The following is a 13,689-nucleotide window of genomic DNA, read 5'->3' as shown; positions in this document are numbered from 1 at the left end:
AAATAACGATATACATTGACGAATGATAATCTAACTTCGATCAGTTGAAAGATCTGTATGCTCAGAATTGCTTACAAATAGCCTAGGTCTTCAAGCCGGGATTGAACATCTCCTTCGACCTCGTCTTCAAGCCGCCTAGTGTTAACATCTAAGCTCTTTAGTCGCTCAGCTACGACAGTATTGACAGGGACATCGGGATACTCCGATATCGGCACTTGCTGAAAGTCACCATCCCGTAGATCAAACAAGCGGTGTTCATCTCGAATCTCGTCGGCTTCGTAGAGCCACTCTTCGGAACGAGCACCAACGATTACGTCCCCATGAACTTCGTGTTCCGCAATAATGGATTCTCGAGCTTCAGCAATGCCTGGTATCTGTCCTTCGTAGACATCTGGCACCTCAGTGTTGAGGACTTCGTGAATCAGTGGGGGGATATCGAGTAAGCTTACGAGGTTATTGGTCGCATCCTCTACCCAGTCTGGGCCGTTTGCTACAATAAGCGGGACGTGGAGTAATTCGTCATACATCCGTTCCGGCTTCCCGAACTGGCCGTGTTCGCCGAAGAGTTCTCCGTGGTCAGACGTTACGATTACGAGGGTGTCCCCGAATCTGCCAGAAGATTTTAACTGGTCAATAATCCGTCCGACTTGGTCATCGACGTAGTCGATCGCAGCGTCGTAGAGCTGTCTCAGGTCCGCAAGCGCGTCTTCTGTTAGTGTTTCAGACTCGTCCAGCATCCGTGAGTACAGCGTCGAGACTTCTGACTGCGTAACATGATCAACGTCGTACTGTTGCCGGTACGATTTCGGTGGGAAGCACGGATGGTGAACGTCCATGTAATGGGTCCAGCAAAAGAATGGCTCAGGAGTTTCGTCAAGCCAACCCAATGTATCATCGGTAATCACCTCGGCGCTAACATATGGTCGAGGCTTCCCCCTGATTAGCTGGTACGATTTCTTAATCGCATCCGTGATATGGAGGACTTCATCAACCCGGCTAAGTTTCGGGTTGTTAATCTCGATTCCCCGGGGAAATACCTTGGTGGCGATTCCCATCAAGGGGTTCTGGTAGTCCTCAAATCGGTCGAAGCCGCGATCGTAGTTGAAGTGAGTAGAGAGGAATGGGTTGCACTGAAAGCCTGCCGTTTTCAGCCCGGCTTCGCTGATGAATTCGCTGACGCGGGGTCGGTCATCGGATAGGGGACCCATCCCCCCGTATGATAGTGGAAGGGTTCCTGTAAGAAGTGCAGGGAAAGATGGGGTTGTTCCTGGACCGGTTGCGTAGGCGTTTATGAAGGAGGCATGATTTTTACCTAACTCATTCAGGATCTCATCACTGTTTGATTGATGCCCGAACAGTGAGAGATAGTCGGTGCGAAGCGAGTCGATAGTCAGCAGCAGGACGTTCTTCGTCATCGATTGGATTCAGTTTCTCTATCCGTTGTATTCGAACGGGTAACATTGAGTTCGGGATACAGCCGTTCATAGACGCTAGCAGCACGTTCTGCTATGCTTTCCCACGAATACTGTCTCCGAACACGCTCGATTGCGTTCTTTCCCATTTCAATTCGACGTTGTTCATCATTTAAAAGTTCATCGAGAGCATTAGTGAGTTCGGTAGGAGTTTGTGGTGAAAGAAGGATCCCCGTTTCCTCTGTAATTTGCTCAGGGAGCCCCCCGACTTCCGTTGTGATAACGGGAGTTTGTGCTGCCATCGCCTCAAGCGTCACCAGAGGGAATACGTCGGATCGAGTCGGAAACACGAATACATCCGCACATTGGTACAAGGAATCGAGACGTGACTGATCAACATACCCGAGATAGTCCGCAGCCGGATTATTATCGATTCGTTCTACGTAGCTCGGATTTTCGCAAGGCCCGACAATCAGCAGGCGTGCTTGGTGGTCGAGTTGCTCAAATGCGGTCAATAAGTCTTCAATTCCTTTTCCTGGAATTAGCTTCCCGACGAAGAGTAACAAGGGGGTCGAGGCTGCTATATCGATTTCCTGAGCCACAGTTTTTTGCGCATTAGCGGACGGTGGATTCGGAGACACTCCGTTCGGGAGGACGCTTACTGACTGATCAGGAAATCGGTTCCGTACCGTCTGGGCGTCTCCTTCTGATAGGGCGAAGAGATGAGTTGCATTTCTGAGGACCCACCAATATGGCCGGAGGAAGCCGTTCTCAAACATGAACTTGACTGGCTTCGACATGTTCGTGCTCTCGGGAAGTTCTGGTATCTTGCTAATTCCATGCATAGTTACACAGTACGGGACGCCTGCAGCCTTACAGGACAGCGCCACGCTCACCATCCCCCAAAGGGGAACTGCATTATGGATGTGAACAAAATCGTATGACTTCAAAGGATCTGGTTGATTGAGCCGTGTCCAGACAAACGTATTGCAAATATTTTCGTCCGAATTGATGGCCAGTTCGCAGATATCACGGAGTCCAGTGTTACTTGGAATTGGTGTTATTCCATCACTGAGCGAAAGTTCCTCAACAAGTAGTTCGTCGTGCTTGCCACGCATCTTTACCGTGCGTGTTGGAAGATATCTATTAAGGTGCTCTCCAAATTGTAGACCCGCTCGTATTGCTCCGCCTCTGGCCTTTGGAGTTGCAACTACCACATTTAATATTGAGGGCGCGTTGCTACGAGGGCTCTCAGTCGACATACCCAAGTTGTTTTAATTGTTCATTCGTCTGGTCGTCGATCTCCATCCCCAAGACCTCATTCAATGAACTATGAATTCGCTCCGACTCAGCGAGCCATGCAGAAAGTTTCTCTTCGAACTCACGGCTCTTCTCCGGATACTCCTGAATGAGATTTTGGCGTTCCTTGGGATCCGATTCTACATCAAAGAGGTACTTGTCTTGGCCCTGGTAGTACCGGCGCAGGAAGTACATCGGGTTGCGAAGAATATCTCCAATGAGCCCACGCTTGTACAGCTGTTTCGCCGTTTCGATGAGGGTTGAAGGCGATCTATCCGGTGATTCGACCTCCATATACTTCCACTTCTCTGTTCGGACCGAGTAGAATGCGGGGTAGATATCTCGCGATCGCGTTTCGGAGTAGACCGGAGCCGAACTACCTTCCGGACCGTACGGCGGGAGCGGTCGTCCTTGGACAGTCTCAGGAAACTCAGTCTGGCCGACTGCCGTCGCTACCGTCGGTAGAATATCGACAAGAGAAACAATCTCATCGATAACGGAGGGGGAGTCATGTTCTGCTGGTGGTTTGATTATTAATGGAACGTGTATCAATTCATCATATGGGAGGTGGCCATGCGTGAGTTGTCCATGCTCGTTGAATGCGTCGCCGTGATCTCCTAATACTACAACGAGTGTATCATCGTATAAGTCGAGTTCTTTAAGCCGAGAAATAATTCTCCCAAACTCATGATCATTATACTGGATTTCGCCATCATATAAGCCGATGAGCTGGTTTATATCAGCATCAGACTCAACGTTTGGGAGTGATTTTCGTCTACCATCAACTGAGCCCTGGTACTCGGAGTCAAGGAAATCTCTGAAGTCTTCCGGAGGATCGTACGGTATGTGCGGTTCTATTGACCAGGAAAACGCAAAGAATGGTTCCATATCGGGCGACAACCATCTGAGAATCCGGTCTGTCAAATCTTCTGCTCGAGGGAGTGCGATTTCTGACGCGGACTCCTGCTCAAGTTCTTCGGTGTCAGTACTTTTTGTCCGACGCTTTGCGATGATGTCAGGATCTTTGTAGAGGTCTGCGAACTCGCTAAATCCTCGGTCATAACCGAGGGTCGCCGAGACATTACCCATCGTTGAGAATCCTACAGTCGTGAAATTCTCATCAGAGAGAATCTCTGGGAGGCGTGTGATTTCAGCGTCGAACAAATCTTCTCGCGTACGTGTTCCGTGTGTTGGTGGGTACGCACCCGTTAGTAGTGAAGCGCCAACGGGTTTGGTCCAAGTCGCTGGCGAGAAACACTGATCGTATCGCACACCGTCGGTAGCGAGGGCGTCGATGGCCGGCGTCGTCTCTCGGTCATAGCCGTAACACGAGAGATGATCGGCCCGGAGCGCGTCAAGGACGTAAATGAGGACGTTCATTGATTGATGATAGGATTGTATTCGGGGTGTTACAAATAACCGAGGTCAGCGAGTCGCTCCTTCGTTTCTGTATCAAGGCTTGCTGTGACTGCTTCGACAGTTCGTTCATTCGCCTGTTCTACAAGCAATCTCGCCTCTTGCTCCGAAAATTCAGGGGTCCCGTATTGTTCGTGCCCCGAGAGAAGTTTCCGTAGCGGTGTAGCGAAAGTTCTACTCTGGCGAATGCTCTTACCATTGTGGCTTGCAAGAAGCAATCCCATGTAGATAGCAAGCGAGTCAATAAGAGAATTCTCCACAAAGACGTGGCCACCATTAGCATCCCAGCAGCTCCTCATCTCGTTTGAGAATCCACTCAAGGCCGCATTATTGTAAAACGTCATCTCAAAATGATTGTATCCAATTCCATTGCTTTCCTCAAATAGGGAGTCACCATCAAGCTCGATATCGACTTCTCGGCCCAAGCAATCGAGTACTGTCGGGGCGATGTCGACATTTCTGAGTGTTCGTTCCATACGTCCCGGTTCAAGACTCGGGTGCACGAAGGCCGTTGGCACATACACAAGTTCAGGGCAAGCGACATGATTGTGTCCCAGGAGCCCATACTCACCAAGGAGCTCTCCATGGTCACTGGTGTAGATGAGTAATGTCTCGTCTGAAAGCCCTCGCCGTTGAATGGTTTCAATGGCGTCTTCGAACCGAGAAATCGAACTCTCTACCCCTCTTTGATAATCTTGCTGAATTGTTTCCTGACTCCCAATTACTCGCCGAAAATATTCACCGCCAGTTTCGTTAATCTGGTCGTATGTCTCACTGTCGTACCCATTAAATGGAGCGTGTCCACCGGGATCGCGCACGATCCAGACGAATGGTGGTTCAATATCATTGAGCGATGCTCGAGCGTCTGACCGAAAGATCCGATGCATGTCCTCGTGCATCGTGCCAGTTTTATCTGAGAACGCTGTTGTAACGCTTTCAATATCCAGAAGTGATGGGATCACATCTGGAAGCACATTTTGGAAACCGGTAATCCCGTGTGCAGGTACGTTCAATCCTGTTAGGAGACTTCCGAAGGAGGCAGGCGTGTGTAGAGACCCTGCAATGGATTTATATGTTTCACCCAATTTCGAAAGTTGGTCGACAGACGCATCGAAGCGAACAGCATCCCCTACAAATAATACAATATTCTCTATTGACCCCTGTTCCATTAATCATAGATGGTCGACCCATCCAATCAAAATTGTGGTTCAGTCGGATGAATCATCGAGGCGAAAGCTACATGGCTTCAGTTCTTGTATCCCCGACAAATGGGGCATTCAGGTGAACGAAGAGGGGGGCCGCCTAACATCGTGATGCTGGTTCTCGATACTGCGAGAGCTAGAAATCTCTCTTGTTACGGAAACGATCGAAAAACCACGCCAGCCATTGACGCTCTTGCCGCAGATGGTGTCAGATTCTCGCGAGCGACATCAATTTCCCCGTGGACATTACCCAGCCACTCAAGCCTCTTTACAGGTGTTCCCCCCTCCATTCACCAAACTAACTCACTCGAAAGTCAATTACCAGACTCACTAACGACAATGGCAGAGATGCTTCGTGGCTATGGATATGATACAATTGGAATGTCTGCAAACCCCTGGTTCTCATCGCAGTTTGGAATAGTTCGAGGATTCGACAAGTTCCACCATCTCTTTGGACCGTTTGCAACGAGTTCTTATCGAGAATTCGTGATGTCACTTACAGACTCAAGAAGATCGATTCCAGAACGCGCTTATGCCCTTCTTTCTAATCAATCTCTAACTGAACTAGCACGAAATAGTATTACTGCAACACATCGTCATTTTGTCGATGAGGACGATGACGGCGCTAGAAAAGCAGTTGAGCATGCTAGCGAGACTATTGGTCAACCAGACCCATATTTTTTATTTATTAACTTTTTAGAACCCCACCTCCCATTCAAGCCGCCAACTGACTGTCGTCGACGATTCATCCCTGATGATGTCAGTGACGATCGTCTTGAATCGATTAACCAAGACGCAACGGCGTATAATATCCGAAATGTAGAGATGAATGCTACTGAGTTTGATATTCTTGAGCGTCTTTACGATGCGGAGATTTATCACGTCGACCGACAAATAAAAAGAATCCTAACTCTATTAGAGGAATCGAGTCAATTAGAGAATACAATCGTGATTGTGCTTGGTGATCATGGGGAAAATATCGGGGATCATGGACTAATGGCTCACCACTATAGCGTCCACGAGACTCTCACACATGTACCACTTATTGTGAATTATCCAGGAGTTTTTGACGGTGGCGAGGTAGTTAATGACCGGGTTTCATCACTTGATGTGCCAGCAACGATTGAACGGTTAATGGCTAATCAACGTAAATGTAATAAAACTTTTAAGAGCCAACAACATGGGGTCCCCCTGCAAAATAGGAACGAATCTCAACGTAGGATATTTTCGGAGTATCTCAATCCAATGCCCCCAATCAAACGGCTTCGCGAGAAGTCCGAAAACCCGGCGTTTGATGTCTCAAAGTATGACCGTCAACTACGTGCTATTTATGTTGATAATCTCAAATTCGTCACTGGAACTGATGGCCACCGTGCACTGTATGATCTCTCAACAGATTCGGAGGAATCAGAGAATATAATGAATGAACGGCCGGAACGGGCTAAGGAATTAGAACAGGTCATTGAGGAGTGGATCAAGGCGAACAGTTCAGAACTGAACCAGCCAATGGCATCGCCGGGAGAAACCGTGCAAGAGAGGCTCGGGGATCTTGGGTATCTATGAGGTCGCCTGTAAGAGGGGGGGATATGTGTGAGTAATATCGGGGTGATTACAACACCCTCGAATGATAAGTCATTCGCTAGACCAGTAACTCGATTTTTATCAATCCTAGAACCAACAGCAGAGAGGATTTTCCTCTTTGGGGGTGGCATCGTAATCCGAGAATCTCCACTCCCACATCAACAAAATGTTGATATAGGTGACGGTAGCTTCCTTGGCATTTCATTTATCGATTATGGGCTATTACAATTGTATATATGTATAAAAATCTTCCAACATCGTCGCCAGCTTGACTTACTCTATCTTCATAAGGGAGCAATGGGCCTGATACTTCCTGTTACCATTGCACGCCTATTAGGTATCCGAACTTGTGTCATCAAGATTGGAGCATTTCACAATGAAAGAACTGGTGAACCGTCTCTTGTTTCGAAACTGGTAACATTCGCCCAGTTTGGGACATTTCGAGCTGCACATGGGGTAGTTGTATTCACGGAGACTGAGATCCCATCGGTTCCCAATCAAAATGTGTTTGTCGCGTTTTCCAATTATAGGGACTTCGACAAGTTCGATATTAGTTGCCCAAATAATAAGAGACCAATTAACATGGGATTCGTTGGCCGGTTCAGTGAAGTAAAAGGTGTTGTTGAAGTCGCAAAAGCAGCCATAATTCTCGTAAACACAAACCCCGACTACCAAGTTCGACTTGTCGGCGAAGGTCCGGAGTTTGCTCTTGTAGAAAGGTTGGTCTCAGATTACGACCGAATTACACTCACTGGGTGGGTTAACCATGATACTATAGCAGAGGAGTACAATAAAATGAAGGTGTTAGTTGCACCCTCAAAGGCTGAAGGATTACCTACGGGCTTAGTAGAAGCATTGGGTTGTGGAGTAGTTGTAGCCGCAACCCCAGTCGGTAGCATTAGTGATTTGATCAGAGATGGCGAGACAGGATTCCTTCTTTCAAATACAAACCCAGAAAGTATTGCCGAATGTGTCAAATATATTAATAACCGTGACGATCTATCAGATATTGGGCGTAATGCTCGCGACCATGTGGTTGAAAACTATTCAAAATCTGCTGTAACTAGTGCATTTGAATCAATAACTGAATCAATGACCTCCAAATAACAATTCCAATACAGTGCATAATTTGATATAGAGACCGCGTTATAATTTGCCACCATTATTTCATATGGGATATATTATTCAGCATATTCATTGTCAAAATAGCCGTTAAGTAGCTGTGAATTGCTCAAGAGATGTATTTCAGGCGCCTCGTATAACCCCCTGCATTCGTCCTTCGAGCGATTGATACAGTTTGTGGTGGTTGTAGTATTGCGTGAGTAGCGCAAGGTATTTGCGAACACTCTACTGCTGACCCCCCACGAATTATGGAAGCAGCCAACTCCCCGTTTGAGAGTGCCAATCAGCTCTTCGAGGAGGTATTGATCGGTGTAGTCAACCTGCCCGCTTGATCCAAGCCGAGAGATTATAGTCGGATAGCCGACTGTTCCAAGAGAGAGAGATGGTATCTAAGAGCTGTTGGTTTGATCTGCAAGCGTTGTAACCAAGTTACTCAACGGCCTACGATACTCAACGGCCTACTAGTATCTCAAACTGGTCCAAATAGACGGCTCTGGTGAATCGCTGGACTGCGTAGGAATCGACCGTCAGAACTAGGGAGTTGAAGCGGGAAATCGGCGATGATTCATGTCGAAGATCTCCTGCTTCACGCTGAAAGCGGTCACGTTAGCTAAAAATGCTGTTGGTGATCGAGGCGAAGTCGCCGCCCCCGAAGGGGGTGGCGGCTTCGCCGACTACGCGGTCGTGTCGCTGCACTGTCTGCGGGTTTACTTGGAGAATCGTACCGGGAAACCCTCGATCTGCTGAGCGAGATGCCACAAATACTGGCCGAGATCGGCCTCGACGAGGCCGATCTCCCCGATCACTCGACGCTAGTGAAGGCGTTCGACAGGCTCAAGACGGCGCTGTGGCGAGTGCTGCTCCGACTCTCGTCGGAGCAGCACGACCCGAGCGGGCACGCCGCGATCGACGCGACGTTCTTCGACCGGGAAACCGCGAGCAAGCACTACTGTCGCCGGACGAACTACCGCGTTCAGACGCTGAAAACGACCGCTCTGGTTGACACAGAAACACAAGCGGTTCTGGACGTTCATTGCTCGACCGGGAAACCGCACGACACGCAGCTCGGCTGGCAGGTCGCCCGCCGCAACGCGAGCGACCTCGCCAGCCTCGCCGCCGATAAGGGCTACGACTGGATGGAATTACGTGAGAACTTAGGGAAGAGGGCGTGAGGCCGCTGATCAAGCATCGCATCTTCCGGCCCATCGACCACGCGCACAACGCGCGGGTCGATGGGCCTCGCTACTGCCAGCGATCGATGTGTGAGACCGTCTTCTCCACGATAAAGCGCACGCTCGGCGGCGCCGTGCGTTCGCGAGCGTGGTTTCGTGAGTTTCGAGAGATCGTCTTGAAATGTGTCGTTCACAACATCAAGCGAGCTGTCACACCGTGAAATCAACCGCAGTATGGCGATTCACCAGAGCCATTAATTTCCAACGATTGCAACCACCTCTTGACAGGCGAACGACAGCTAGAGAGGGTAACTACACAGTCGCTTATATGAAAATGTGAAATTGTTTATAACAAAACCTACTCTGTAGTCTGGTACCAGATTAGTATATTATCCACCATTCAACTTCTCCATTTGTGTATAATTTATTTACTGTTGGATCCGTACGCAATTGAACTCGAGATGATTTTGGATATGATCGACCGGTTTCATTGTCTCCGTACACTTTATGATGGACACGATCTCGCTCAGTAAATAGAACGTAGGTCTTATTTCCATTATTATTAAGTGCAGAGCTTAACGTAGTGTGATTTTGATACCCAAATTTATCTGGGATTAAGCCATTTTTCAAAACAGGCACACCCACATTATGATATTTCCCATAATAGTAATCTTCATATCGAGATATGGGCGATGTATTCGTATATATTTCAAATCGATTATTTTGCTGGCCGACCTCGAAATACCAGGTGGTACCTTCGACCCGCATTTCTGTTCCCCCAGGATTTGATTTTTCTCGGATTGGCGAGGGGTGCATTGTAAAAATGAGTGTGGAGATCAATGCCAGCACAAAGATAATTTTCATTAGACCGGTCACCTCGCGTTTCCACCCAGATTTATCATTCGATAAGGAATTTATATACATGTAAATTATGGACACTCCAGAACACACATATACTATTGGAGTAAATCTTCCAAGTCCAATAACAGAGAAGGGAGGTCCAGATGAAATAAGTGATGCCACAGACAATGTTGCAAAAATCAAGTATAAATTAAATATATCTATGAGATCTCGTAAGGAATTTAATTTAGAAAGTGAGAAGTCTGCAAAGAGATATAATGCCGATATTATTGGAACCATATATAATATTAGAAATCGTCCCCTGTGAAACCAAAATACTTGGATGAATCCAAATACGGAGAGATCTGCCTTTCTTAAGAGTGATAAATTCTTTTGAAGGAAGCTGGTGGTTCCACCAGTTTGCGGAGTAGAAGAAAAGCCACCTGAACCAAGGAAACTTGATAGAAAAACTGTAAGGTTTGCTCGTATTTGGAGATCATAACTGTGAAAGAGCCATGGAAATGCAAATAGTAATACTGTTGCCACAACAACTACGTCATTTCGAATCAATTCATACATATTAAATGTATTTATTTTTCTACAACTGTTAATATCAAATATATTCCCGGTGCGCCAAATTAAAATATGGCCAGCTAAAAAGGCCAAAATTATTATTGACACCAATATGGATAAGATGATGTGAATAAAAACAGACGCAAGTAGCAATAATGCCAATATCGCCCAATGCCGCTTTGTGGACGACGATAGATAGTATATGAATAAAACAAGTGGGATTATGGATATTGCAGCCGACCAAGGTGCAAACAGTTGAATACCCAACGGCAGGGATACGATTCCAGCAATTATTGAAATATCCTCCACATTTTTGTTTGGAAATATTACTCCCGCCAAGGCCCTCATTCCTAAAATATAGGTAATAGTATACACTCCCGGAATTATGTAAACTATGCTTTGGATATTGTATGATGATATTAAAATCAATTCGGATGCCAGAATATGAAGTAAAGGATATTTTATATTCTCCATCGTTTGATTGGAGGTATGATTTAGTATCTCCTTGATATACCCGATATGAGTTAATGTATCGTAAAAGTCTATCACTGGATATTGTCTCAGTAGAGGGAGATAAATAATTACCAACAGAGAAATTATAGCTGACACCCATAAAATTTTAGAATGTTCGACATATTTTGTCGTGTATGAAGATAGAACAGTTGTAATAACGGGAATTGCGAAAGTTAGCACTATTAACATCCAAAAGTACGCAGGAAATACACCATAAATTGACAGTTCATACCCCTCTATTGGAGGCATAATTGCAATAGTAGCAAATACAATGGAAACAGATATTGTCTGAAATGATAGAAGTAACTTTGCGTTCAAAAAATCTTTAGATCTAGGCATACCATCAAACATTTCTGAACCTATATGAATCGTGGTATAAGATTCCGTTATTCACAATGTAGCTCATTATAGTAGCTCTCAAACTCTTCAGATACTTCGCTCCAAGAATATTCATCAATCATCACTTGTCTACTTTGCTCGCCAATTTTATGTCGTTTACATCTATCATCTAGTAGAGATAGAGAACGATTTGCAAGATCATTTGCATCATTCCCGACACTAATTTGATTTACGGCATTATCCGAGAGTGCCTCAACGCCCAAAGGATTCGATACTACCGGGATTTCTAAAGCCATCGCTTCTAATATCTTATTTTTTATCCCACTTCCACTAACCATAGGTAATAATGCAATTTTTGCATTTGATATGGTCTTTACTATGTCATCCACATATCCAGTGAATTCAACATTGTTGACTTGTTCTGTTTGAAGTTCCATTGGAGGATTTGGCCCCACAATGAGGAATTTGGTGTTAGGGCGCTTGTTTACGATCTGTGGATAGACATCCTGTAAAATATACTCAACAGCCTTTTTATTTGGTGGGAAGTCTAAATTCCCATGGAATACAATATCATACTCACTATCACTCCCCCTCAGTTTGTTATCTGGCATGAACTTAACGGTGTCCACTCCATTTTTAATTACAGAAATATCACCTCCAGAAGCTACGTTACGTAATGCATTGGCATCTTGATTTGAGACCACAACACTACCATCGAAGGCGGAAATCATCTTTTCCTCCAGGTTTTTCATCCACACATATTTAATGAAATTATTTAAATACTCAACTATTGATTGGGAACTATTCATATCGCGCTTAAATTGAAGTGAAAACGAATCCCCAAAATCAATTACTTTCGTGAAGGTGTCGAGTTCAATCGTAACCCACCCCGGAGCTCTTGGTGAATTGATTTGAAGAACGTCAACATTATTCTTCTGACCAAATTCGACAATTTCCGATTCCACTTGTCTTATTACTTCTGGTGTTGGGAGATGTTGAGCAGGAAAAAATGCTAAAGCTGTTTTATAAATTCGCCCGGGTATCGTGTCAAGATAACTTGGGAATTTAATTGCCTTATAATCATTACATATATTAAATAATTCCGAAGGGTTATCAGGTTCTCCTCCAAAGTATACAAGAAATATATTATTCCCCATCTCTTTTAAATTTTTGCAAATATTATTTGCCCTAACTGCATCTCCAGAGTCCAGGGGCAAAATTTCTCTAGAGGTGAAATATAGAACATTCATTATTATCTAATGGGAGTTTTATCGATAAAGACAGTGGTAATTTCGTGAGTTGTAGTATGGTACATCAGCAAACCGGGCAGTCCCCGCCCGCATTTTCATCTTGGTTACTATTGAGAGTATCGGCACATCCTGCAATCGTGAGGGCCGAATGGATAGGCTCAATATCCGCTTCAAGTTGGTTGGTTATATCAATCTTTTCTCCAATCAAATGATTTGCAACATGAACGTCAGCACCGCGGTTAACGAGTTCTTCTAGGAGGATCGATTCTATGAATCCTGCGCCCGCCGTTCGGAGAACCGATGGATTGCTCCAGTCTATAGGCATCTGTTCGTAGGGGTGAATCCATCCTACAATAGCGTTTTCTTTTGAATAAGGAGGGAAGTAGGTACTATGAATTGACTACAAATTCCAGAGATCTACAAGCAGGGACTTCACCTTCGACTTCATCTTCGAGCCGCTAATGCCTAAGCACTGTAGGCTTAGGGAGGACATATGGACTACCGAAACGAGTGTACTCTGAGATCGGCATCCAGCCGAGCGTACATTCATTCTGTAGCAATGAAAACTCGCGGGGTGATGAGCAGTCGTACACCAATTCACGGACTACTGTGCGAACTTTCTGGTCGTCGTTACGTGTAGATCAATGATTGCGTTCGAGTTCGTGTCTACTAGAAGTGTGACTTTCAACTGCTGAACCGTCAGCTTTGTCCGCTTTGTATAGTGCTTCGAGGCGTGACTCCGGTCGAACCCGAATGTATCGATATCCGACGACACTGTTGGTCAGCAGCGGTGTGACCAAGAGAGTGAGCAGGACACGCTAAACAGTCAGGTCGAGTCGTTGAATCCTTCACACAACGCTGAAGGCGATGGGAGCTCCTCAGAGCCGATAGCGCTCCGAGTCTGAGGCATCTTGATGAGTTCATCAAGCAGGGTTAGGTACGTTGTATTCTTCCGTTTCAATCGTATAGG

General features: G+C 45.9%; 9 protein-coding genes and 2 pseudogenes. 3 read left to right on the top strand and 8 right to left on the bottom strand.

All coding sequences use genetic code 11. The features are described from left to right. Positions 1-71: 71 nt before the first annotated feature. From ACQUQR_RS10150 to ACQUQR_RS10135, 4 genes are read right to left on the bottom strand one after another with little or no spacing between them, the layout of a single operon-like run. Entirely contained in the window at positions 72-1,415 is a 1,344-nt protein-coding gene (locus ACQUQR_RS10150) for a sulfatase-like hydrolase/transferase (protein ID WP_435196361.1), read from the bottom strand. After that, entirely contained in the window at positions 1,412-2,674 is a 1,263-nt protein-coding gene (locus ACQUQR_RS10145; RefSeq protein ID WP_435196360.1) for a glycosyltransferase family 4 protein, read from the bottom strand. The genes ACQUQR_RS10150 and ACQUQR_RS10145 overlap by 4 nt, the downstream gene beginning before the upstream one ends. Continuing rightward, positions 2,664-4,091, bottom strand: a complete 1,428-nt coding sequence (locus tag ACQUQR_RS10140; protein WP_435196359.1) for a sulfatase — start codon at positions 4,089-4,091, stop codon at positions 2,664-2,666. Before ACQUQR_RS10140 ends, ACQUQR_RS10145 begins: the two co-directional genes overlap by 11 nt. Positions 4,092-4,120: 29 nt before the next feature. Next, positions 4,121-5,296 carry a sulfatase-like hydrolase/transferase gene (locus ACQUQR_RS10135; protein WP_435196358.1) on the bottom strand — a complete coding sequence of 392 codons (1,176 nt, stop codon included), beginning with the start codon at positions 5,294-5,296 and terminating at the stop codon, positions 4,121-4,123. A gap of 99 nt (positions 5,297-5,395) precedes the next feature. On the opposite strand from ACQUQR_RS10135, the gene ACQUQR_RS10130 reads away from it, so the two are divergent. From ACQUQR_RS10130 to ACQUQR_RS10120, 3 genes and pseudogenes are all read left to right on the top strand, one after another. Next, positions 5,396-6,892: a sulfatase gene (locus ACQUQR_RS10130; RefSeq protein ID WP_435196357.1), complete on the top strand. Its 1,497-nt coding sequence runs from the start codon at positions 5,396-5,398 to the stop codon at positions 6,890-6,892. 27 nt (positions 6,893-6,919) lie between these two features. Next, positions 6,920-8,017: a glycosyltransferase family 4 protein gene (locus tag ACQUQR_RS10125; protein ID WP_435196356.1), complete on the top strand. Its 1,098-nt coding sequence runs from the start codon at positions 6,920-6,922 to the stop codon at positions 8,015-8,017. Positions 8,018-8,599: 582 nt separating this feature from the next. Then, positions 8,600-9,425, top strand: a pseudogene (locus ACQUQR_RS10120) (IS5 family transposase). Between the two features lie 160 nt (positions 9,426-9,585). Here ACQUQR_RS10120 and ACQUQR_RS10115 read toward each other — a convergent pair. The 4 genes and pseudogenes from ACQUQR_RS10115 to ACQUQR_RS10100 form a co-directional block, all read right to left on the bottom strand. After that, positions 9,586-11,166 (bottom strand): hypothetical protein, encoded by a 1,581-nt coding sequence (locus ACQUQR_RS10115; protein ID WP_435196355.1) that lies wholly within the window; start codon positions 11,164-11,166, stop codon positions 9,586-9,588. Positions 11,167-11,516: 350 nt separating this feature from the next. After that, on the bottom strand, positions 11,517-12,719 hold the full coding sequence (locus ACQUQR_RS10110; protein ID WP_435196354.1) for a glycosyltransferase family 4 protein: 1,203 nt from the start codon (positions 12,717-12,719) through the stop codon (positions 11,517-11,519). A 64-nt stretch (positions 12,720-12,783) separates the two neighbouring features. Continuing rightward, positions 12,784-13,044 (bottom strand): hypothetical protein, encoded by a 261-nt coding sequence (locus ACQUQR_RS10105; protein WP_435196353.1) that lies wholly within the window; start codon positions 13,042-13,044, stop codon positions 12,784-12,786. A 291-nt stretch (positions 13,045-13,335) separates the two neighbouring features. Next, a pseudogene (locus ACQUQR_RS10100) lies at positions 13,336-13,674 on the bottom strand (IS5/IS1182 family transposase); the annotation flags it as partial. Positions 13,675-13,689 lie beyond the last annotated feature (15 nt).

It is taken from the genome of Natronomonas sp. EA1 (assembly GCF_051195035.1).
GTDB lineage: Archaea > Halobacteriota > Halobacteria > Halobacteriales > Haloarculaceae > JBNTJV01.
The sequence above is the reverse complement of the archived record's forward strand: the minus strand, read 5'-3'. Positions and strand labels throughout refer to the sequence as shown.